Here is a 21434-nt window from a genome sequence, read left to right on the forward strand (position 1 = left end):
AATTCCAAGACCAAGGACCAGCACCATGACCGACCATTCCGCAGCGCTTGCCGCGTTCGACGCCGCCATCAGCAAGGCCAAGGGCGCCGACGAGGCTTTCGCGGCCCTCCAGACGCTGACCGAAGCGACCGTGGGCGCAAAACTTTTCACCTACATGACGGTCGATCTTGCCGCCGAAGTCGCCCGCCGCGCCTATACCAGCGACGCCGCCAACTATCCCACCTCGGGCACCAAGCCGCTGCGCTACGATTCCTGGTTCGACATCGTCCACAAGCAGCACGACTATTTCGTCGCCAACACCATCGAGGACATCGCCAAGGTATTTCCCGATCATGAGCTGATCAATTCGCTCGGCTGCCAGTCGGTGGTGAACATGCCGGTGCTGCTCGGCGGCGAACTGGTCGGCACCGTCAACATGCTGCACGAAACCGGCTACTACACCGCAGAACGCGTCGCTGACATCAAGGCCGTGCTCTCGATCCCGGCCAAACTCGCCGCGGCGGTCGCAGCGCGCTGAAGCGAACACTCAGGTAATAAACCGAAAGGCACGCGACCTTCATCGCGTGCCTTATTACTTGGTGCTTTCCCCCTCATCCGGCGCTGCGCGCCACCTTCTCCCCGAGAGGGAGAAGAACAGATCGGCGACACTTCTTATTCCTCTCCCACTCGGGGAGAGGGTGGATCGCGCGAAGCGCGAGACGGGTGAGGGGTTACCCCGCCGAAGCAATCAGCGTCGCATTACCTCCCGCTGCCGTCGTATCGATGCAGACATGGCGTTCATGCTGCAACCGCCCCACATCTGCGGCGCTGGTCAACAATGGCAGGATCGCACCATCCCGGCCCGCAAGCGTATTGCGGATCCGTGCCAGCGTGGCATCGTCGCCAAACCAGGCAACGGCATCGAAAGTGGTCGCGTTGGCCAGTTGAAAATTGTCCAGCGACGCCACCATCGGAACGCACCCGGCTTGCCCCGCCATCCCCCTTTGCGCTGAAATATCTCCTTCGCTCGGACCAAGACACAGCACTGTGCCGCGCGGCAAGACATGCAGAACATTGTTTTCGCCCGTCGGGCCAGGCAGAGTTTCGGCAGCGGATTGCAAATCCGCATACCCGTCCGTGAAGCGCGGCAGATAGTTCGGCCCGCCGGCCTTCGGTCCGGTTCCCGACAGTCCTTCGCCACCAAAAGGTTGTGACCCGACCACCGCGCCGATCTGATTGCGATTGATGTAGACATTGCCGACATGAACCGCTGCCGAGACCTTCTTGACCCGGCTCGAAATGCGCGTGTGCATCCCAAAGGTGAGGCCATAGCCCGAGGCATTGATGGCTTCGATCATCGCATCAAGCTCGTCGGCCTTGAAGGTTGCCACATGCAACACCGGCCCGAAAATCTCTTCGGGAATATCGGCAATGCCACCCACCCGCAGCACGGTCGGAGCAACGAAGTTCCCGCGCGACGGCGCAGGCAGCGCGTGGATCAAATTGGCCCGATGCGCCTCGACATAGGATGCGATCTTCTTGCGCGCCGGTTCGTCGATGATCGGCCCGACGTCGATGACAAGGTCCCATGGGTTGCCAAGGGTCAGCTCATTCATCGCGCCCTTGAGCATTTCGATGGTTCGATCGGCCGCATCCTCCTGAACATAGAGGATGCGGAGCGCCGAACATCGCTGCCCTGCCGATTGGAACGCTGACGCCAGGATATCGCGGACGGCCTGTTCGGGCAGCGCGGTCGAATCGACGATCATAGCGTTGAGCCCGCCCGTCTCGGCAATAAGCGGCGCCTTCGGATCGAGGTTTTCCGCCATGGCCCGATCGATGCGATGAGCCGTCGGGAGCGAGCCGGTGAAGGCAACGCCGGCAATGCGTGGATCGGAGGTCAGTGCCGTGCCGATTTCGGGTCCGCCGGGCATGAATTGCACCGCGTCTGCCGGGATACCGGCCTCGTGCATTAGCTGGATCGCGCGGAAGGCAATCAGCGGGGTCTGTGGTGCGGGCTTGGCCAGAACAGGGTTGCCAGCCACCAGCGCCGCAGAGATCTGGCCGGAAAAAATGGCCAGCGGAAAATTCCAGGGCGAAATGGCGGCGAATGGTCCGCGTGCCGCCCCCAGCGCCTTGGCCTCGGCTTGATCGGCGTAATAGCGCAGGAAGTCCACGGCCTCGCGCACTTCGGCCACGGCGTCGGCCCAGGACTTACCAGCTTCGCGGGCGAGAAGCGCAAAAAGTTCTGCGCTGTTGGCTTCATAAAGATCGGCAGCTTTGCGCAAGAGCGCCGCGCGCGTGGCGACAGGCGTCTTGGACCAGTCGCTTGCGGCAGCGATCGCGATGGCTGCACCGACGCCCGCAACCGAAGCTGAAACCACCTGCCCGACGATATCGCTCGGATCGGCCGGATTGATCACCGGCGTCGTTTCGGCCCCTGCGCTGTCAACGGGCAGCGGTGTTGCAAGCCATTGGGTCCGGCGAAATGCCTCGCGGGCCGCATGCATCTCACCGAAAGCGACAGGGTCGGTCAGGTCGAGACCGGCTGAATTCCGACGACCATCGAAAATCGCGTCGGGGAGCGGGATTGAGGGGTTTGCGAAACCTTCGACCGCAAGCAGCTTGCTGATCGGATCTTCGGCGACCTTGGCTGCCGGAATGTCCTCGTCGGCGATCTGGTAGACGAAGGAGCCATTGGCGCCATTTTCGAGCAATCGCCGTACGAGATAGGCGAGGAGGTCCTTATGCGCGCCGACCGGCGCATAGATGCGGGTTCTTGTGCCGTGTTCGGTGCGCAGCACCTCGTGCAGTCGTTCGCCCATGCCATGAAGCCGCTGGAACTCGAAGCTGTCCTCGGATCGTCCTGCCTCGGCTGCCAGATGGAGGACTGCCGCCGCCGTGTGGGCATTGTGCGAAGCGAATTGCGGATAGATCCGGCTCGCGCCAAAGAGCTTTCGGGCTGCAGCGATATAGCTGACATCGGTCGCAGCCTTGCGCGTATAGACGGGAAAGCCCGGCAGGCCCAAGACCTGCGCACGCTTGATCTCTGCGTCCCAATAGGCGCCCTTGACGAGGCGCACCATGATCTTTCGATCCAGCCGTTCAGCTGTTGCCTCGAGCCAGTCGATCAGAGGCAGCACCCGCTTGCCATAGGCCTGAACGACGACGCCGAAACCATCCCAGCCGGCTAGCTCGGGTGTCGCCAACACCGCTTCGATGATGTCCATCGACAGGTCGAGCCGGTCCGCTTCCTCGGCGTCTATATTGAAGCCCATATTGGCGTTCCGCGCCTCGATCGCCAGTTTCCGCGTCGCCTCGACCAGCTCGGTCAGAACGCGCTCGCGCTGTGCGAATTCGTAACGTGGATGGAGGGCCGAGAGCTTGACGGAAATGCCGGGATTGTCGCGCACGGCCGCCGACGTGCAGTGGGGCGCCAGGGTCTGGATGGCTCGCGCATAAGCGGTGAAATAACGCTCTGCGTCTTCGCCCGTACGAGCCGCCTCGCCGAGCATGTCATAGGAATAACGATAGCCAAGCGCTTCGGGCTTGCGCGCATTGCTCACCGCTTCGTCGATCGTGCGGCCGAAAACGAACTGGCTGCCAAGGAGGCGCATCGCCTGGCCGACGGCTGTGCGGATCACCGGTTCGCCAAGCCGGGCAACCGCCCGATGCAGCGCATTTCGCGGCCCGACCTCGGGATCGCCCAAGACGTCGGCGGTCAGGTTAAGCGCCCAGGACGAAAAATTGACGAGCCCATTGGACGAACCGCCGAAATGGCTAGCCCAGTCCGATCCGCCCACCTTATCGTGAATCAGCGCATCGACCGTTTCTGCATCGGGAACGCGCAACAGCGCTTCGGCAAGCGACATGAGCGCCACGCCTTCGTCTGTGGCAAGGCCATATTCAGCAAGGAAGCTTTCCATCAGCCCCAACCGGTTGCCGCTGCGCACGGCGGTGACCAATCGTTCGGCATGCGCCGAAATCTCGCCGCGCGTTTCGGGCGTCAGGCCCGTTTCCGCAATCATCTGCGGCACAATGGTGGCCTCGTCGACATAGAGGCGCGAGCGCATGGCAGTGCGATGGTTTTCGGTGCTGTTCATTTCGAGGATCCCGGACGAATAGCTGATCATGGCAGTTTCCCCATAGGATTTTTGCCTGATCTGATGGCAGAATACGCCCAAATCAGAGTATTATTGCCACTTGAGAAGACGAAAGACCCATGAAAAGCGTCATCTACGAGACTTTAGACCAAATCGATCGCAAGATTCTTGATGAACTGTCGCGTGATGGGCGCATCAGTGTCGCGGAATTGAGCCGTCGCGTGAACCTGTCGAAAACTCCGTGCCAGGCACGCATCAAGCGGCTCGAAACGGACGGCTATATTCTCGGCTATCGCGCCGTGGTCGATCCCGAGCGCCTCGGCCTGCCTCATGTTGCCTTCGTCGAGGTCAAACTTTCAGACACCCGCAAGGCCGCCCTATCCGCTTTCAACAAGGCCGTGCGCGCCCTGCCTCAGGTCGAGCAAGCGCATATGATCGCCTCGAGCTTTGACTACCTCCTCAAGGTGCGGACCAAGGACATCGCCGCCTATCGCGAGGTGCTGGGAGAAAAGATATCCGCCCTGCCCCATGTGGCGCATACCAGTACGCATGTGTCGATGGAATCGGTCAAGGATGATGCGGAGTAGATCTACAGTCCGGTGCACAACACCGGGCGCCCGCTTGCCAAGCTCGTGGTTTTTGCTCAGACAATGAGCACAGGGAAAGTCCAGATGAAGTTTTCGACACGAGGGACAAAATGACTGACAGGTTTCTGGTAGGACGCCGCTTGTTCGTTTCGGCTATGGCCGCGGGCGTAACGCTGGCGATGGCGGGCGTGAGCCTGGCGCAGGACGCGACCAGGGTTGCCGCCATCTGGACTGTTCCGGTGGAGCAGCAATGGGCAAGCCGGCTTCATCTGGCGCTGGTTGCGGCCGACGAGCGCGGCGACATCGACTACGTCTATTCCGAGAACATCACCAATACCGACTATGAGCGCGTGATGCGCGAATATGCCGAACAAGGCGTAGAGCTCATCATCGGCGAGGCGTTCGGCGTCGAACAGCCGGCACGCGCCGTGGCCTCGGAATATCCCGAAGTGTCGTTTCTCATGGGCTCGTCTCTGCCTCCGGCAGAACCGAACTTCGCAACCTTTGACAACTTCATCCATGAGCCGAGCTATCTGACCGGCATCGTGGCGGGCATGAAAACCGAAACCAATATGATCGGCATGGTGGGCGGTTATGCCATTCCCGAGGTGAACCGGCTGATGAATGCCTTCATGGCCGGGGCGCAATCCGTCAATCCAGATGTGCGCTTTTCGGTCAGCTTCATCAATTCATGGTACGATCCCCCGAAGGCCAAAGAGGCGGCATTCGCCATGGTCGATGCGGGCGCGGACATTCTCTACGCCGAGCGCTTCGGAGTCTCGGACGCAGCCAAGGAACGCGGCATTCTCGCCATCGGCAACGTCATCGACACGGCGGCGGATTATCCTGGGACCATTCTGGCTAGCGCGCTTTGGCATGGTGAGCCGATGATCGAAAAGGCAATCGAAGACGTGAAGGCGGGTGCGTTCACCGCGTCAGATTATGGCATCTATGCTTTCATGGAATATGGCGGCGGCAGCGTGATCATCGACGAAACGCTTGCTGGACCGGAAGCCGTTGCAGCCGCAAACGCCAAGGAAGAAGAAATTCTCGCCAAGACATTTACGGTCGAGATCGACGATAGCGAGCCAGCGTCGTCGCAGTGATCTTGTGGGGGATCTGCGCGATCTTATCCCCCTTCACCCCTTCTGGCGTCGCGCCTTTAGGGCATCGCCGCTCTCCCGCAGATCGTCACCACCGGGCTTGTCCCGGTGGTCCATGCTGGCGGCGAGATGGATTGCCGGGACAAGCCCGTCACTGTCGACAGAACGGGGTTAAGCGGTCATTCTCGTTGCCCGGGCAGTGTCTGATTGGATAATATGGAGCACCACCCATGACCGACACCCCAGTGCTCCTCTCTTTAAGCAATATCACCAAGCGGTTCGGCGCGCTGACGGCGAACGACTCCATATCCCTCGATTTGCACAGGGGCGAAATCCTGGCGCTCCTAGGCGAAAACGGGGCGGGCAAGACGACGCTGATGAACATCCTTTTCGGGCACTATGTGCAGGATGAGGGGGATGTGCGGGTTTTGGGTAACGGTGGGCTGAGAGCCCTGCCCCCGGGTTCACCCGGCGCGGCGCTGAGGGCCGGGATCGGCATGGTTCATCAGCATTTCACGCTGGCGGAGAACCTTTCAGGGCTTGCCAATATCCGGCTCGGGACAGAGCCGCTAGTGTCGTTCGGGCGTGAGGGCGCAGCTCGGGCAAAGGTTCAGAAGATCATTGCCGAGAGTGGGCTCGACGTGGATCTTGAGCGGCGCGTAGCCGATCTGACGGTGGGCGAGAAACAGCGGATCGAGATTTTGAAAGCGCTTTATCGCGACGCGAAAGTGCTCATTCTCGACGAACCAACCGCCGTTTTGACGCCGCAGGAAGCCGAGGGACTGTTCGCTGTGCTGCGGCGGCTGGCGGCAAATGGTTTGGGCGTCATCTTCATTTCGCACAAACTCGGTGAAGTGTTGGCGGTGTCACATCGCATTCTCGTGCTGCGCGGCGGCAAGACGGCAGGCGAACTCGAAACAGCTGTTGCAGATCGACGCGCGATCGCGGACCTGATGGTGGGCAAGGCCGTAGCTGCGGTGGTGCGGACGCCGGCCAATCCGGGGGAAGTGCTGTTCGCGCTCGAGGATGTTTCTCTCCATGGCGCGGGAGGCGGACGCGCGCTGAGCGGGGTCCATCTCACTCTGCGCGCTGGCGAAGTGGTGGGACTGGCAGGCGTTTCGGGCAATGGGCAGTCAGGTATCGCTGCACTAATTTCCGGCCTTGCCGTGCCAACGAGCGGGACCATGCGGCTCTATGGAGACACGGTGACCCGGCCCGATCCCCGGGCGCTGGTGGCCAAAGGAGTAGCGCGCATGCCGGAAGACCGGCAGCATGATGGCGTCGTGGGTACGATGAGCGTGGCTGACAATATCGCAATCGAAGAAGTGCGCAGCGGTGCCTTTTCGCGAATGGGGCTGCTCGATCGCAAGGCGATGCGCGAGAGGGCCGCGTCGGCGATTTCAGCGTATGATGTGCGCTGCCAGGGCCCGGACGCAGAAGCGCGGCTGCTCTCGGGCGGCAATGTGCAAAAGCTGATCCTCGCCCGCGTACTCGAGCGCGGGCCTCGCGTGATACTTGCTAACCAACCTACGCGTGGACTCGATGTGGGCGCGCAGGCTGAGGTGCACAGGCGCATTCTAGCGGCGCGCGACCGGGGGGCGGCGGTACTTGTGATTTCAGAAGACCTCGATGAGCTCTTTGCGCTGGCCGACCGATTCGTTGTGGTGCACGCAGGGGAACTCCAAGACGCAGGACCGAGCGATGGGCTTGATCGCGGAACGATCGGGCTGATGATGGCAGGACAAGGCCCCGCGGCAGCGGAGTTGGCGTCATGAATGTACGTCTTGAACCCCGCGAAAACGCTTCGGTGGGCCTTCGCCTCTGCGTTTCGCTGGCTGCAGGCGTTGCGGCGCTGCTGCTCGTCGCCATCCCGGTGCTCCTGGCTGGACGCTCGCCGCTCGAGGCCTATGCCTTGATGATCCAGGGCGCCTTCGGTTCGATGTTTGCGCTGAGCGAAACGCTCAACCGGGCAACGCCGCTGATCCTCACCGGGCTTGCGGCGGCTGTGGCTTTCCGGGCCAAGCTCTGGAATATCGGTGCGGAAGGGCAGCTTTATATTGGAGCGCTGGCCGCGGTTTGTGTCGGCAGTGGGCTTCTGCAATTGCCCCCTGCCCTGATGTTGCCGACCGTGATGATCGCCGGGTTTCTCGCTGGCGGACTGATGATGGTCATCCCAGCGGTGATCAAGCAACGTTTTGGCGCGGACGAGGTGGTGATCACGCTGCTGCTGAACTTCGTCGTTATTCTTTTTATCCAGATGCTGGTGGAAGGCCCCCTCAAGGATCCGCTCTCCATGGGCTGGCCACAATCGGTGCCGCTGATCGCGGAAGCCAAGCTGCCGAAGCTCTTGCCGCGTCTGCGCATGCATTGGGGTTTGATCGTCGGGGTCGTTGCCGCGCTCGCGCTTTGGCTCATGGTGCGCAAGACCGTGCTGGGCTTCGAAATCCGGGCTGTGGGCGAGAACAAGGCGGCTGCGCGGTTTGCTGGCATTCCTGTCGATGCCACCATGCTCAAGGTGGCGCTGATCTCGGGCGGACTGGCCGGCCTTGCCGGGGTTGGAGAAGTGGCGGGCGTGAAGGGCTATCTTTCTGCCGACCTGTCGCCGGGCTTTGGCTATTCGGGGATTGTCGTTGCCATGCTGGCAGGGCTTTCACCTATTGGCACGGTGCTGGCAGCGCTGTTCGTTGCCGCCGTTTTCGTCGGCGCAGATTCGATGAGCCGGGCAACAGGTATCTCGAGCTATATCGCCGATCTGGTGGTGGCACTGTCTCTGCTTTGTGTCCTGGTCGGCAGTTTCTTTCTGCGGTTCCGCCTGCGGTTCGGCCAGCAAAGCGTGGGGGCGTGACATGGACGTGGTTTTCGACATCCTAAGCTCCGCCAATTTCTGGGCCGCCGCGATCCGCATCGCCACACCCCTGATCTTCGGCGTGCTCGGCGCGCTGATCTGCGAACGTGCCGGCGTACTCAATCTAGGCATCGAGGGTATCTTCGTTGCTGGAGCGATGGCCGGCTGGATGGCAGTTTTTCTCGGAGCAGGACTGTGGGGCGGCGTGCTGATTGCAGCTGTCGCCGGCGGTCTCTTCGGATTGCTTCATGCCTTCCTGACCGTCATCTTGGGGCTATCCCAGCATGTCTCGGGCATAGGCATCACGCTGCTGGCGACAAGCGCGAGCTACTTCACCTATCGCACCGCCCTGCCCAATGTGACCACTCCGCCGCGGATCGTCCCCTTTCAGCCGGTGTCCATTCCCGGACTTTCCGATATTCCGTTTGTCGGACCTGCACTGTTCCAGCAGACGCCGATGACCTTTCTGGCGCTGTTGCTGGTTGGTGCGCTAGCCCTTGTGCTTTATCGGACGCCACTTGGGCTTGCCATCCGGGCGGTGGGCGATAATCCAGCCTCGGTCGAGGCGCAAGGGCTTTCGGTGACGGGTCTCCGTGTAGGCGCTGTAGTACTCGGTTCGGCGCTGATGGCGCTCGGCGGAGCGTTCCTGACCATGTCGGCTTTCGACGCGTTCTTTTTCGGCATGGTCAACGGGCGCGGCTGGATCTGCATCGCCTTGGTGGTTTTCGCATCATGGCAACCGGGCAAGGCGCTGTTGGGTGCGCTGCTCTTTGGCGCTTTTGACGCGTTTCAGATCCGGTTGCAGGCGCAGATCGGCCAGGTCGTGCCGGGCCAGGTCTTCCTGATGATGCCCTATTTGCTGTCGATCGTGGCCCTGATCCTTGTAGCGCGACGGGCGGATTACCCGCGTGCGCTACTGCAGCCTTGGACAAAGGGGCAGCGACATTAAGGGCTGCTTCAATCGCAGTCGCACGCACTAGCTATCGAGACGGAAGACCTAGAAATGTTCGAGCTGAAAATCACCAATGCGACATTGACCGATGGCCGCAAGGGCGTCGATATCGGCGTCAAGGACGGCAGAATCGCTGCGATCGAAGCCAATCTCGCCGGGGATGCCGGCGAGGTGATCGACGCCGATGGGCAACTTGTTTCCCCACCCTTCGTCGACTGCCACTTCCACATGGATGCCACCCTTTCGCTGGGGCAGCCGCGGTTCAACCAAAGCGGGCGCCTGCTCGAGGGCATCCAGATCTGGGGTGAGCTCAAGCCACTCTTGACCCATGAAGCGGTGGTCGAGCGGGCGCTCGACTATTGCGATCTGGCGGTCGCACAAGGGCTGCTGGCGATCCGTACGCATGTCGATATCTGCGACGAGCGGTTGCTGGGAGTGGAAGCGCTGCTTGAGGTCAAGAAGCGTGTCGCCCCCTACATAGACCTGCAACTCGTCGCGTTTCCACAGGATGGCTACTATCGCTACCCCGGTGCGGTCGAGCTTTTGAATCGAGCCCTCGACATGGGTGTCGACGTGGTCGGCGGCATTCCACATTTCGAGCGAACCATGGGCGATGGCGCGGCGAGCGTCACGGCGCTATGCGAAATCGCGGAGAAGCGCGGATTGCTGGTGGACCTTCATTGCGACGAGACGGACGACCCGCTGAGCCGGCACATTGAAACGCTAACCTACGAAACGCAGCGGCTGGGACTGCATGGCCGGGTCAACGGCTCGCACCTGACCTCGATGCATTCAATGGACAATTACTATGTTTCCAAGCTCCTGCCGCTGATGGCGGAGGCGGATGTTTCGGCGACTGCAAACCCCAACATCAATATCGGCATCCAGGGGCGGCACGACACCTATCCTAAGCGCCGCGGCATGACGCGCATTCCCGAGATGCTGACCTATGGCATCACCTGCGCCTTTGGGCAGGACTGCATGATGGACCCTTGGTACTCGCTCGGGCAGGCCGACATGCTCGACGTGGCCTCGATGGGCCTCCACGTCGCGCAGATGACAAGTCGCGATGCGATGCGGCAGTGCTTCGACGCCGTGACCACCGGACCGGCCAAGATCATGCATCTCGATGGCTATGGAGTCGAAGTCGGCAACAAGGCAGACATGGTGCTGTTGCAGGCCACCGATACGATCGAAGCTATCCGCCTGCGCGCAACCCGGCTTGCGGTAATCCGCAAAGGACGTGTTATCGCGCGAACGGCGCCACGGGAAACCGCACTTGCCTTGCCTGGACGGCCGCAGCGGCTCGATCCAGCCCGGGTGGGCCCAAGCGCCGGCGCTTAAACTCGCCGTCAAGCAATGGTGGGGAGGACGATGGCCGAGTCGCTGTCCATTCTAGTGATCGATGACAATCCGATCCGCGCCTCGATCATCGAGGCGGGATTGCGCGATGCCGGGCATGCATCGGTGCAGGTGATTGCCGATATCGATGATGTCGCGCGTCGGATCGGGGAGATCGCCCCCGATGTCGTCATCATCGATCTCGAAAACCCCAATCGCGACGTGCTGGAGCATTTCTTTGCCCTAAGCCGCACGATCAAGCGGCCCATTGCGATGTTCGTGGACAAATCTGACCCCGCCGAAATCGAGGCAGCGGTCGATGCGGGCGTCTCGGCCTACGTCGTCGATGGGCTGCGCAAGGACCGGATCAAGCCGATCCTCGATATGGCCATTGTCCGGTTTCGAGCCTATTCGCGGCTGCAGAGCGAGCTTGAGGCAGCGCGCAACGAGCTGCAGGGGCGCAAGACCATTGATAAGGCAAAGGGCATTCTGATGTCGACGCGCGGGCTTTCCGAGGATGCCGCTTATGCCCTGCTGCGCTCGACGGCGATGAACCAGAACCGCAAGATCGTTGAGATTGCGCAGGCGCTGATCACGGCTTCGGAGCTCCTGGGACCATGAAGAAGGACACTGCGCCATGGGCCTGACCCAGATCGTTGCCGGATATGTGCCGCTGCTCGACAGCGCGGTCCTGCTTGCCACCGAAGAATTTGGCTTTGCCGAAAGCGAGGGTATCGCGCTCAAGCTCGTTCGGGAAACCTCGTGGGCGAATATTCGCGATCGGATTGCCATCGGCCATCTGGACGTGGCGCACATGCTCGGACCAATGCCGATCAGCGCCAATCTGGGGCTAACACCGCTCGATGTACCCGTGATCGCGGCCATGTCGCTTGGACTGGGCGGTGCGACGATCACCGTCTCGAACGCGGTCTGGGCTGCCATGGCTGAGGCGGGTGCACCGCACGATGGTGCTCCCGGACCAACAGGTGCGGCACTGCGTAGCGTGGTCGCGGCGAGAGCCGCGCGGGGCGAGGAAAGGTTGCGCCTCGCCGTGGTGCATCCTGAGAGTGCCCATAACTATGCCCTTCGCTATTGGCTCGCGGCCAGCGGCATCGATCCCGACAAAGAGGTCGAGATCGTCATCGTGCCTCCGCCTTTTCAGGCTGATGCGCTCGAGGCGCGGCGGACGGACGGCTATTGCGTAGGCGAACCTTTTGGCTCGATTTCGGTCCACCGCGGGATTGGGCGGATCGCCACTACCAAGGGGCAGATCTGGCAGATGAGCCCCGACAAGGTGCTGGGCATGCGGGCGCAGTGGGCCCAGCGGTTTCCGGAGCAGTTGGCGGCCCTTTTGAGGGCGGCGACCCGGGCCGCGCGCTGGTGCGAAGATCCCGCCAATCATGTGGCCCTCTCGGCCATGCTGGCGCGGGAAGATCGGCTCAATGTCGACAGCACAATGCTGCTGCGCGCGATCAGTGGGAAATTGCAGTTTGAGGAAGGCGTGGTGCAGACCCTGCCAGATTTCTTCGTGCCCTATTCCCGTGCAGCCAACTTCCCCTGGGTGAGCCACGCGATGTGGTTCTATTCGCAAATGGTTCGTTGGGGGCAGATCGAGCACACGGCCGAAAATGCGGTCAAGGCAATGGGCAGCTACCGGCCGGATCTTTATCGCGCGGCGCTAACTGGCATGGGCATGGCCGTACCGGGGGCGAATAGCAAGATCGAAGGCGATCTTGCCGAACCGCTTGCCGTCGGTGCCCAGGGTGGCCAGTTGATCATAGGGCCCGACGGATTTTTCGATGGTGCCCGCTTCGATCCTGATCGGCTCGACGACTATATCGCAGCCCAGCGCGGGTGATGCGGATTTGAGCAGCTTGCTGCTCTGCCGGGCAGATCACCAGCGAAGTGTCCAGCAAAGCCTGCTTCGCTGAACTTTATCAACCGGTTGAAGCAGCATGATATTTCTTGCGCTTCATAGTCTGGCACAGTTCATGCAGAGAGTTTCGCAAGCGCTTCGGCGCATCTGAACATCGGCGTCCAAGGGTGGGCGCCACAACTTTGGCAATGCCGCCAACCTCCAGGTTTCGTCTTTGGACGTGGTCTGCTGGTTGGCGGCATTTTCGTTTTGGTCTCGGATCTCTTTGGGATCCATCGTTGAATGGGAAGAACATGACCGGAAAGCTTGTTGTTATCGGTGCGGGCATGGCGTCGGGGCGCATGCTCGAGCACCTGTTCGAGGCGGATACCAGACGTTTCGATGTGACGCTGTTCGGTGCCGAGCCGCGCGGTAATTACAACCGGATCATGCTCTCGCCAGTTTTGGCCGGTGAGAAGCGCTATGATGACATCGTGACCCATGATGCCGACTGGTACGCAGCCCAAGGGGTGAACTGTCGCTTCGGCCAGACCGTCACCAAGATCGACCGGCAGGCCAAAACTGTTTTTGCGGGTGGGGTCGAGACACCTTACGACCGGCTGGTCATCGCTACGGGATCGGCGCCGTTCATCCTGCCGGTGCCGGGCAAGGACCTTGCCGGCGTGCGCGCCTTCCGCGATCTCGATGACGTCGATGCAATGGTCGCAGCATCAGAAAAACCCGACGCTAAGGCTGTAGTGATCGGCGGCGGGCTCCTGGGCCTTGAAGCGGCAGCAGCGCTGCGCGGACGCGGCATGGACGTGGTTGTGCTGCATCTTGCAGGGCATTTGATGGAACGTCAGCTTGACCCTGCTGCAGGCTATCTGCTGCAACGTGAACTCGAAGGCCGCGGCATCCGTATCCACTGCAAGGCGCACACACGGGCAGTGCTGGGTACCGATGGTGTCGAAGCAGTGGCACTTGAAGATGGCACGGTCTATCCGGCCGATCTCGTGGTCATGGCTGCCGGCATTCGTCCAGAGACGCGGCTTGCAACCGATGCCGGCATCGAGGTCGGCCGCGGCATCGTCGTCGATGATGCGATGAGGACTTCGGACGCCGACATCCTGGCGCTTGGCGAATGCGCCGAACACAACAAAACCGTCTATGGGCTCGTGGCGCCGCTCTACGACATGGCGAAAGTAGCAGCGCAGACGCTCCTCGGCCAAGACGCCGTGTTTCGTCCAGTGCAGACGGCCACCAAGCTCAAGGTGACCGGCGTGAGCCTCTACTCGGCGGGCGATTTCGCCGAGGCGGAGGATCGCGAGGAAATCGTGCTGCGCGATGCAGCGTCCGGTGTCTACAAGCGGGTGATCATCAAGGAAAACCGGATTCTCGGCACCGTGCTCTATGGCGACACCGAAGACGGCAACTGGTTTTTCGACCTTCTCAAGCGCGGTACCGATATCGGGCAGATGCGCGATACGCTGATCTACGGTCAAAGCTTTTCAACCGGCGCACCGACCGACCCCCTGGCCGCGATGGCAGCCCTGCCAGAAGAGGCGGAAATCTGCGGCTGCAACGGGGTGTGTAAGGGAGCCATCACCAGCGCAATCAGCAGCAAGGGGCTAACCTCGCTCGACGATGTCCGCGCGCACACCAAGGCTTCCGCGTCTTGCGGCTCGTGCACCGGGCTGGTCGAGAAGCTGCTGATGGCAACTCTGGGCGACAGCTACAATCCCGCGGCCATCCAGCCCATGTGCCCGTGCACCGAACTCGGCCATGATGAAGTGCGCCGCCTGATCGTTGCCAAGGGGCTCAAATCCATACCGGCGGCGATGCAGGAGCTGGGCTGGAAAACATCCTGTGGGTGCGCCAAGTGCCGCCCTGCCCTCAACTACTACATGGTCGCGACCTGGCCGGGCGAAGCCGAGGATGACGGGCAAAGCCGGTTCATAAACGAGCGCGTGCACGCCAATATTCAGAAGGACGGCACCTATTCCGTCGTGCCTCGCATGTTCGGCGGGCTGACCACTGCTGCCGAACTGCGAGCCATTGCCGATGTCGCCGACAAGTTCGAGGTCAAGACAGTCAAGGTAACGGGCGGACAGCGCATCGACCTGCTCGGCATCAAGAAGGAGGATCTGCCTGCCGTGTGGGCCGATCTCAACAAGGCCGGCATGATGTCGGGCGCTGCTTATGCCAAGGGGCTGCGCACGGTGAAAACCTGTGTCGGATCCGACTGGTGCCGGTTTGGCACGCAGGACTCCACCGGCCTTGGCGTCCGCATCGAGAAGTTCATGTGGGGCTCGTGGACGCCGGCCAAGCTTAAGCTCGCCGTGTCAGGCTGTCCGCGCAATTGCGCGGAGGCGACATGCAAGGACATCGGGGTGATTTGCGTCGATTCCGGGTACGAGATTCATTTCGGCGGCGCCGCTGGCCTCGATATCAAAGGCACGGAAGTGCTTTGCCACGCCAGAAGCGAAGACGAGGCACTGGAGATCATCGCAGCTCTGACCCAGCTTTACCGCGAACAGGGGCGCTATCTCGAACGCATCTATAAGTGGGCCAAGCGAGTGGGCTCGGACTCGATCAAGGCCAATGTCGTAGCCGATCCCGGCAAACGCCGGCAGCTTTACGAGCGCTTTGTCTATTCCCAGAAGTTTGCCCAGGTCGACCCTTGGGAAGAACGGGTGAACGGCAAGGACGCACACGAATTTGCGGCCATGGCCGATTTCCAGATGATGCAGGCGGCGGAGTGAAGCGAGTGAACGACTGGATTGAAATCGGCAAACTGGACGATATTCCACGGCGCGGCGCACGCTGCATACAAACTGGTTCGGGCAGAATCGCGATCTTTCGCACCGCCGAAGACAGGATCTTTGCCATAGATGATCGATGTCCGCATAAGGGCGGACCGCTCAGCCAGGGGATCGTGCATGGATCACAGGTCACCTGCCCACTCCACAATTGGGTGTTTTCGCTCGATACCGGTCTTGCGCAAGGCGCAGATGAAGGGGGCGTCAGAACCTACTCCCTTCAGCTCCATGGCGACCGGATCCTGATCGATGCGCAAAGCCTTACCGCCCTGTCGGCTGCTTAGGGAGGGGACCATGAAGCCCGTTACGCTTGCAGCCAAAGCCTCCAGTGCCAACCACAGCCTCCGGCCCGGCCGGGTGACGCTGGTTGGCGCTGGTCCCGGGGATCCAGATTACCTCACCGTCAAAGCCATGCGCGTCTTACAGACGGCAGAAGTCGTATTGTTCGACGATCTGGTGTCCCCTGCAGTACTTGAGCTTGCGCCCCTAGAGGCAGAACGCATTCCGGTTGGCAAGCGTGGCGGACGGGTGAGTTGCCGACAGGACGACATCAACGCACTAATGATCGTATTAGCGAAAGGCGGGCGACACGTTGTCCGCCTCAAGTCAGGCGATCCCATGATCTTCGGACGCGCCGGCGAAGAGATCGCCGCCCTCGAACGCGAGGGAATCGCTGTCGAGGTGGTGCCGGGAATCACGGCAGGATTGGCGCTGGCCGCCGAACTCAGGACTTCGCTGACGCACCGCGATTGTGCCCAATCGGTACGGTTCGTCACCGGGCATGCACGCGACGGCAAGCTGCCGCGCAACCTGGATTGGCATGCCCTGGCTGACCCTGCGACGACCCATATCTACTACATGGCAGGGCGAACGGCAGGTGAACTGGCCCGCAGACTTCTCTTCCACGGGCTCGATGCCTCAACACCAGTCGTGGTGGCAAGCGATGTCGGACGGGTAACGCGACAGGTGACCCATATCAGGCTTGATCAACTGGCCGAGCTCGAGATCGAGCTCGAATGCCCCGTGATTATCGGGATCGGCGAGGCCATGCGGGCGGCACAGGGCGCGGAAGGAACAAGCCTGCTTCGCGCCGGGTGAGCCCTATCTAGACCCCATAGGCCGTCCAGAAGAAATAGAGCGTCATCACCACGCCATAGACGATCACGCCCCATCGGATCCAGAGCGTGGGAATGCGCTGGGCGAGCCGAGCAGCCACGTATCCGCCGACGGTGACACCCACGAGCGCAATCGAGCCATGGTACCAGTCGATCGTCCCGTTGAAGGCGAAGCGCACAACGGCAACCAGTGCGATGATCGAGGAGATGAAGAGCTTAAGCCCGTTCATGGCGTGAATGTCGGTCATGCCCGCCATGGCGAGGAACGCCAGAAGCAGAATGCCGAGACCGGCATTGAAGAAACCGCCATAGACCGAGACAGCCGCGAGCAGCGCCAGGATCAGCACGGCGCCCAGTGCCTGCATGCCGGCACGGCCACCACCGCGGGCACGCACCGCCGAGTTGATCTGATTGCCGAAGGCGAACATGGCCACCGCAAAAGCCATGAGCCAGGGCACCACCATGGCAAATTGCTGGTCGGACACGACCAGCAGGAGTTCGGCACCGATATATCCGAACACGGCCGAGATCAGCCCGTAGACGATCAGCTTGTGCTTGTGCGCCGCCATCGCCGACCAATATCCGGCCGTGCCACTGACATAGCCGGGCAAGGCCGCATAAGTGTTCGAGGCGCTCGCCAGAACCGGGGGAACGCCGGAAAACAGCAGCGCGGGAAAGACGATAAAGGATCCGCCGCCAGCCAGCGAATTAACGGCTCCGCCCAGAAGGCCGGCCAACAGAAGCAATATCTCGGTCATGGCTCAGTTCACTCGATTTCCCCTTCTCTAGCCGCAGCGGAGCAAAGCGCCTAACGCAATTGTCTGATCGGCTCCATCACCCCGATTGATCACCACGCCTTGACTTCGGATTACGCGGGGCGCATGTACCGCGCGGTTGCTGGCACCTGCCGCCCGCGGACGAAGGTCCTTGGTGAAGCCCAGCCTCGATCATGATCTTCGGTTTTCTCCGAGGCGCATCATGGCAATGCGGGCTCCCATGGACCAGTCGCCTCCCCTGGAGATGACCAGATGTCTTTTTCTCTCGATACACCTTCAGCCCAGACGCTGAAATCGGAAGCGCGCCAGCTGCGCGAAGAGCGAGCCAGAAGCGGCCAGACACTGAGCCATGGCGCCGCGCTCGAAGAAGTCGCACGCAGTCACGGCTATCGCGACTGGAATACGGCGCGAGCGGCCTTGCCCGATCGCGTTGCGGTGCCGTTCCAGGTTGGAATGCGGGTACGCGGCTTTTACCTTGAGCAGCCTTTCTCCGGGCTGCTTTTGGGTGTGCAACTGCTGTCGAGCATGCAGCACTATGCGGTGACAATTCAGTTCGATCAGCCAGTCAATGTAACGCCCAACTTCATGTTCGCAGCGTTTCGCCAGCGCGTTTCGGCAACCCTCGATATCCATGGCGTTTCCCCTGCCCTGCGCGGCAATGGGCAGCCGCAGATGCGGCTTTTGCGCGAATAGTTGGAGTGGGCGCCTGTCCGCTTGGCCGGGTGCCCACCCTTGCCATCCATCGGCAAGCGCCGATATATCTGGGACACCAATAAAAGGACGGTGCCTCATGACCACCCAGACACAACCGATCGAAGCCTTTTCTCTTCCTACGCCGAATGGACAAAAGGTGCATGTCATGCTCGAGGAACTGGGTGTGCCGTGGAATTATCGCCGCATCGATATCGGCAAAGGTGAGCAGTTCACGCCCGAATTCCTGGCAATTTCACCCAACAACAAGATCCCCGCCATCATCGATCCGGAAGGCCCAGGCGGCGAGCCGATCTCGATCTTCGAATCTGGCGCAATCCTGAAGTATCTCGGTCTCAAATTTGGCAAATTCTATCCGACCGATGCGCGCGCCCAGGTCAAGGTCGACGAATGGCTGTTCTGGCAGGTGGGTGGTTTCGGCCCCATGCTGGGTCAGAACAACCATTTTTCGGTCTATGCACCTGAAAAAGTGCCCTATGCCATCAAGCGCTATAGCGACGAGACCCATCGGCTTTTCGGCGTGCTGAACAAGCAGCTGACTGACCATGAGTATATCGCAGGCGATTACTCGATCGCCGATATCGCCTCCATCGGTTGGGCGCAGTCTTGGGAACGATATGGCATCTCCAAGGAGGAGTTCCCCCATGTCCATGCCTGGCTTGAACGCCTTGCCGCCCGCCCCGCGGTTGCCAAAGGCCTTAGCATCGGCAAGGACGAACCCACCAAGAGCCTTTCCGAGGACAAGGAAGCCCAGAAGATCCTCTTCAACCAACGCGCGCGCTGAAGGCCTTCGAGGGAGGGCCCTGCCCTCCCCAGCCACGCCTATCGCAGTGTACGTGCCTCAATTTTCATCCGGTTGCACGCGCACCCAATCTTCGCCCCTGCAGATGACGTTGTAGAGCACGCAGCCATTGAGGCGCATCGCGTCCGGGCCCGTCATCTCGACATAGCCCGAGTAGGTCTTGCCATCCTGCGGATTGTAGATCTCGCCATCGAAAATGTGCGGTTTGCCGCCGGGGCGTAGGCTGAGCATGTGGAGGCCCAGCATAGGACGGCTGCGCAGGGCCGGATCCGCGTTGCGCTCATCGAAAAATTGCTCGGGCGACATCGAGAGCGCTACCTCAGTCTCCTTTGCGCTCAAACCCTCACTGGGCACGACGATTTTGGTGAGGTATCCACAAAAGCCGGTCCCGCATGGTGCAATAGTGACTTCCGACAACAGTGCCGCCCGCCAGACCCCTTCGATCGGAGAAGAAGGGGAAATGGCCACTTGCGCCAAGGTTGGTACAACAAGCAGACAGGCTGCTATGACACCCCATCGTGCATGCCTGAAAACAGGACCACACCTCGCCATTACCGTCCCCTCGCCTGCGAAACGGCTGAGGCGATTCGTGTGCGCCAGCCATGGAGATGAGACTAGCGCCCACCAGGAGGAAGGCCAACTAGGTTCAACCTATGCCCTGCGCCCGTCGCTTTACTCATTTGCCCGTCATTCACAGCCGCATTCCAAAAACCACTTGCCATCCAAGCCTCCTCCCGCTAGACCCGACCCCGCTGGAGAGGTGGCCGAGTGGTCGAAGGCACACCCCTGCTAAGGGTGCAGGTCCGGAAGGGCCTCGAGGGTTCGAATCCCTTCCTCTCCGCCACTTTCACTAACAGTTCCAAATCTAGTTGACCGCACGGTGGGTGGCACGTCGGTTTGCCGCGGCTGAGTTAAACCGTGCTTGGCTCAATGAGTGCGGCCAGGCGAGTGGTTCGCCCGGCCAAACTGTTCAGTGGTGAGCGCCGACCATTTCGCGCAGTTGTTCGACTGAGCGGACTTCCTTACGGGCGGCGCCGTTCCAGTCGCGGGTTTTCACAGTGGATTTGGAGACGCGGTCGCGGGCGGCCGGGATGGCGTCGGCATATTGGGGCAGCCATTGGGCTTGAGCGACCACCATTTCGTCTACCATAGCCCAGACCTCGTCCGGCGTGCAGATGGCCCCCACCAGCGGATCGTGGAGCACGGCAAGCTTGAGCGTGTCGATATTGCCTGTCATGGCGGCTTCCACCGAAAGGCGCTGCACTGAAACAGATACCGAACAGGTCGCGGCGGCCGCTGTCGGCAGGGTGATGCCCTCAATCATGTTGATCCCGAAGCGGTCGACATAGCCGGGGCTTTCGATGATCGCATCATCGGGAAGATTGGTGATGATGCCGTTGTTGCGGCGGTTGAAGTGACCGCGATAAGGGCGGCCGGTCTCCATTGCTTCGATGATGTAGCTGGCGTGTTCGCTGGTGCGTTTGTGTTCCGAAAGCGGCTTGTTGGCCTCTTGCTTGAACTTGGGAAAGTCGGTCTCGAACCAGTTGCGCCGTTCGGTCGAGTAGCGGAGATAGCCGCCGGTCTCGCCATGGATCCAATTGCTCATGTCGATCCAACGGCCAATTTCCTCGGGACGCTTGCGATACCAGGGCAGGTATTCGGAAAGGTGACCATTGCTTTCTGTGGAGTAGACGCCGAAGCGCTTCAGGACGTCGATGCGCACCTTCTCCGTCCGCGAGTAGACCGGGTGGCGTTCGAAGCCCTCGATCAGTTCTTCCTTCTCGATCCTGCGGCCCTTGGCGCGGATGTCGATGTACCAGGTCTGATGATTGATACCCGAGCAGACATAGTCGAGTTCGTCGTCGCGGACCCCGAGGACCTGAGCGATCTGGTGCGCACCATGCTGCACGCCGTGGCAGAGACCCACCACATTGACATCGCCATAGAGATCGGCGGCCCAGGTGTTCATCGCCATAGGGTTGGCATAATTAAGGAAAAGCGCACCGGGCTCGGCAACTTCCCTTATATCCCGACAGAAGTCGAGGATGACGGGAATATTGCGCTGCCCATAGAGGATCCCTCCGGCGCAAATAGTGTCGCCCACGCACTGGTCGACGCCATATTTGAGAGGGATAGAGATATCGGTCGAAAACGCCTCCAGCCCCCCTACCCTGACGCATGACATGATGTAGCGCGCACCGGTGATCGCAGCGCGACGATCGGTGGTCGCTGACACCTTGGCCGGGAGCTTGTTGACGGACACGATGGTCTCGATCACCTGCTTGACCATGTCAAGATTGTGCGGGTTGATGTCGGTCAGTGCAAATTCGCAATCGACGAATTCAGGTACCTTGAGCAGATCGGAGATCAGCGTCTTGGTAAAGCCGATGGAACCGGCACCGATAACTGTAACCTTGAATGACATAGTCGTTTCCTCCCGCACGAG

The 21434-nt window shown here is 61.0% G+C and carries 18 protein-coding genes and 1 tRNA gene; 15 read left to right on the top strand and 4 right to left on the bottom strand.

Annotated elements, in window-relative coordinates; translation table 11 throughout:
* Positions 1 to 25: 25 nt before the first annotated feature.
* A complete protein-coding gene (locus BM364_RS10210) occupies positions 26 to 517 on the top strand; it encodes a GAF domain-containing protein (protein ID WP_092424229.1) in 492 nt (163 codons plus the stop codon).
* A 193-nt stretch (positions 518 to 710) separates the two neighbouring features.
* On the opposite strand, the gene putA is transcribed toward BM364_RS10210, so the two are convergent.
* Positions 711 to 4112 carry a bifunctional proline dehydrogenase/L-glutamate gamma-semialdehyde dehydrogenase PutA gene (gene putA, locus BM364_RS10215; RefSeq protein ID WP_244542845.1) on the bottom strand — a complete coding sequence of 1134 codons (3402 nt, stop codon included), beginning with the start codon at positions 4110 to 4112 and terminating at the stop codon, positions 711 to 713.
* A gap of 89 nt (positions 4113 to 4201) precedes the next feature.
* On the opposite strand from putA, the gene BM364_RS10220 reads away from it, so the two are divergent.
* The 11 genes from BM364_RS10220 to cobA all read left to right on the top strand — a co-directional run bounded on the left by BM364_RS10220 (position 4202) and on the right by cobA (position 16682).
* Entirely contained in the window at positions 4202 to 4669 is a 468-nt protein-coding gene (locus BM364_RS10220; protein ID WP_092424231.1) for an Lrp/AsnC family transcriptional regulator, read from the top strand.
* A 110-nt stretch (positions 4670 to 4779) separates the two neighbouring features.
* A complete protein-coding gene (locus tag BM364_RS10225; RefSeq protein WP_092424233.1) occupies positions 4780 to 5775 on the top strand; it encodes a BMP family protein in 996 nt (331 codons plus the stop codon).
* Positions 5776 to 6002: 227 nt separating this feature from the next.
* Positions 6003 to 7547: an ABC transporter ATP-binding protein gene (locus BM364_RS10230; protein ID WP_092424235.1), complete on the top strand. Its 1545-nt coding sequence runs from the start codon at positions 6003 to 6005 to the stop codon at positions 7545 to 7547.
* Positions 7544 to 8617: an ABC transporter permease gene (locus BM364_RS10235; protein ID WP_092424237.1), complete on the top strand. Its 1074-nt coding sequence runs from the start codon at positions 7544 to 7546 to the stop codon at positions 8615 to 8617. The genes BM364_RS10230 and BM364_RS10235 overlap by 4 nt, the downstream gene beginning before the upstream one ends.
* Position 8618: 1 nt before the next feature.
* Complete coding sequence (locus BM364_RS10240; protein WP_092424239.1) at positions 8619 to 9566, top strand: ABC transporter permease; 948 nt, start codon at positions 8619 to 8621, stop codon at positions 9564 to 9566.
* 54 nt (positions 9567 to 9620) lie between these two features.
* Positions 9621 to 10913, top strand: a complete 1293-nt coding sequence (locus BM364_RS10245) for an amidohydrolase family protein (RefSeq protein WP_092424241.1) — start codon at positions 9621 to 9623, stop codon at positions 10911 to 10913.
* 30 nt (positions 10914 to 10943) lie between these two features.
* The gene (locus tag BM364_RS10250; RefSeq protein ID WP_092424243.1) at positions 10944 to 11531 is read left to right on the top strand and encodes an ANTAR domain-containing response regulator; all 588 of its coding nucleotides are present in this window, start codon (positions 10944 to 10946) and stop codon (positions 11529 to 11531) included.
* 16 nt (positions 11532 to 11547) lie between these two features.
* Positions 11548 to 12768 (top strand): CmpA/NrtA family ABC transporter substrate-binding protein, encoded by a 1221-nt coding sequence (locus tag BM364_RS10255; RefSeq protein ID WP_092424244.1) that lies wholly within the window; start codon positions 11548 to 11550, stop codon positions 12766 to 12768.
* Positions 12769 to 13079: 311 nt separating this feature from the next.
* The gene (nirB, locus tag BM364_RS10265) at positions 13080 to 15527 is read left to right on the top strand and encodes a nitrite reductase large subunit NirB (RefSeq protein ID WP_092425288.1); all 2448 of its coding nucleotides are present in this window, start codon (positions 13080 to 13082) and stop codon (positions 15525 to 15527) included.
* Positions 15528 to 15532: 5 nt separating this feature from the next.
* Complete coding sequence (gene nirD / locus BM364_RS10270; protein WP_092424247.1) at positions 15533 to 15868, top strand: nitrite reductase small subunit NirD; 336 nt, start codon at positions 15533 to 15535, stop codon at positions 15866 to 15868.
* Between the two features lie 10 nt (positions 15869 to 15878).
* Positions 15879 to 16682 carry a uroporphyrinogen-III C-methyltransferase gene (cobA, locus tag BM364_RS10275; protein ID WP_425284880.1) on the top strand — a complete coding sequence of 268 codons (804 nt, stop codon included), beginning with the start codon at positions 15879 to 15881 and terminating at the stop codon, positions 16680 to 16682.
* Between the two features lie 7 nt (positions 16683 to 16689).
* Here the strand turns inward: cobA and BM364_RS10280 are convergent, their stop codons facing one another.
* Positions 16690 to 17457 (bottom strand): sulfite exporter TauE/SafE family protein, encoded by a 768-nt coding sequence (locus BM364_RS10280; RefSeq protein ID WP_092424251.1) that lies wholly within the window; start codon positions 17455 to 17457, stop codon positions 16690 to 16692.
* Positions 17458 to 17727: 270 nt separating this feature from the next.
* On the opposite strand from BM364_RS10280, the gene BM364_RS10285 reads away from it, so the two are divergent.
* Both BM364_RS10285 and BM364_RS10290 read left to right on the top strand, forming a co-directional pair.
* Entirely contained in the window at positions 17728 to 18168 is a 441-nt protein-coding gene (locus BM364_RS10285) for a glyoxalase superfamily protein (RefSeq protein WP_092424253.1), read from the top strand.
* Between the two features lie 97 nt (positions 18169 to 18265).
* The gene (locus tag BM364_RS10290; RefSeq protein ID WP_092424255.1) at positions 18266 to 18970 is read left to right on the top strand and encodes a glutathione binding-like protein; all 705 of its coding nucleotides are present in this window, start codon (positions 18266 to 18268) and stop codon (positions 18968 to 18970) included.
* A gap of 57 nt (positions 18971 to 19027) precedes the next feature.
* Here the strand turns inward: BM364_RS10290 and BM364_RS10295 are convergent, their stop codons facing one another.
* A complete protein-coding gene (locus BM364_RS10295; protein ID WP_092424257.1) occupies positions 19028 to 19540 on the bottom strand; it encodes a DUF2147 domain-containing protein in 513 nt (170 codons plus the stop codon).
* A 202-nt stretch (positions 19541 to 19742) separates the two neighbouring features.
* Between BM364_RS10295 and BM364_RS10300 the strand changes: the two genes are divergently transcribed.
* Positions 19743 to 19832: transfer RNA gene (locus BM364_RS10300), tRNA-Ser, on the top strand.
* Positions 19833 to 19958: 126 nt separating this feature from the next.
* Here the strand turns inward: BM364_RS10300 and melA are convergent.
* Complete coding sequence (melA, locus tag BM364_RS10305) at positions 19959 to 21413, bottom strand: alpha-glucosidase/alpha-galactosidase (protein ID WP_092424259.1); 1455 nt, start codon at positions 21411 to 21413, stop codon at positions 19959 to 19961.
* Between the last annotated feature and the right edge of the window lie 21 nt (positions 21414 to 21434).

This window comes from Devosia crocina, assembly GCF_900116545.1.
GTDB lineage: Bacteria > Pseudomonadota > Alphaproteobacteria > Rhizobiales > Devosiaceae > Devosia > Devosia crocina.

Coding starts and splice junctions, on each gene's coding strand:
- BM364_RS10210 (WP_092424229.1), top strand. CDS start 26: ATGACCGACCATTCCGCAGCGCTTGCCGCGTTCGACGCCGCCATCAGC.
- BM364_RS10235 (WP_092424237.1), top strand. CDS start 7,544: ATGAATGTACGTCTTGAACCCCGCGAAAACGCTTCGGTGGGCCTTCGC.
- melA (WP_092424259.1), bottom strand. CDS start 21,413: ATGTCATTCAAGGTTACAGTTATCGGTGCCGGTTCCATCGGCTTTACC.
- BM364_RS10255 (WP_092424244.1), top strand. CDS start 11,548: ATGGGCCTGACCCAGATCGTTGCCGGATATGTGCCGCTGCTCGACAGC.
- BM364_RS10225 (WP_092424233.1), top strand. CDS start 4,780: ATGACTGACAGGTTTCTGGTAGGACGCCGCTTGTTCGTTTCGGCTATG.
- BM364_RS10290 (WP_092424255.1), top strand. CDS start 18,266: ATGACCACCCAGACACAACCGATCGAAGCCTTTTCTCTTCCTACGCCG.
- BM364_RS10230 (WP_092424235.1), top strand. CDS start 6,003: ATGACCGACACCCCAGTGCTCCTCTCTTTAAGCAATATCACCAAGCGG.
- cobA (WP_425284880.1), top strand. CDS start 15,879: ATGAAGCCCGTTACGCTTGCAGCCAAAGCCTCCAGTGCCAACCACAGC.
- putA (WP_244542845.1), bottom strand. CDS start 4,112: ATGATCAGCTATTCGTCCGGGATCCTCGAAATGAACAGCACCGAAAAC.
- nirB (WP_092425288.1), top strand. CDS start 13,080: ATGACCGGAAAGCTTGTTGTTATCGGTGCGGGCATGGCGTCGGGGCGC.
- BM364_RS10220 (WP_092424231.1), top strand. CDS start 4,202: ATGAAAAGCGTCATCTACGAGACTTTAGACCAAATCGATCGCAAGATT.
- BM364_RS10285 (WP_092424253.1), top strand. CDS start 17,728: ATGTCTTTTTCTCTCGATACACCTTCAGCCCAGACGCTGAAATCGGAA.
- BM364_RS10250 (WP_092424243.1), top strand. CDS start 10,944: ATGGCCGAGTCGCTGTCCATTCTAGTGATCGATGACAATCCGATCCGC.
- BM364_RS10245 (WP_092424241.1), top strand. CDS start 9,621: ATGTTCGAGCTGAAAATCACCAATGCGACATTGACCGATGGCCGCAAG.
- BM364_RS10280 (WP_092424251.1), bottom strand. CDS start 17,457: ATGACCGAGATATTGCTTCTGTTGGCCGGCCTTCTGGGCGGAGCCGTT.
- BM364_RS10240 (WP_092424239.1), top strand. CDS start 8,619: ATGGACGTGGTTTTCGACATCCTAAGCTCCGCCAATTTCTGGGCCGCC.
- BM364_RS10295 (WP_092424257.1), bottom strand. CDS start 19,540: ATGGCGAGGTGTGGTCCTGTTTTCAGGCATGCACGATGGGGTGTCATA.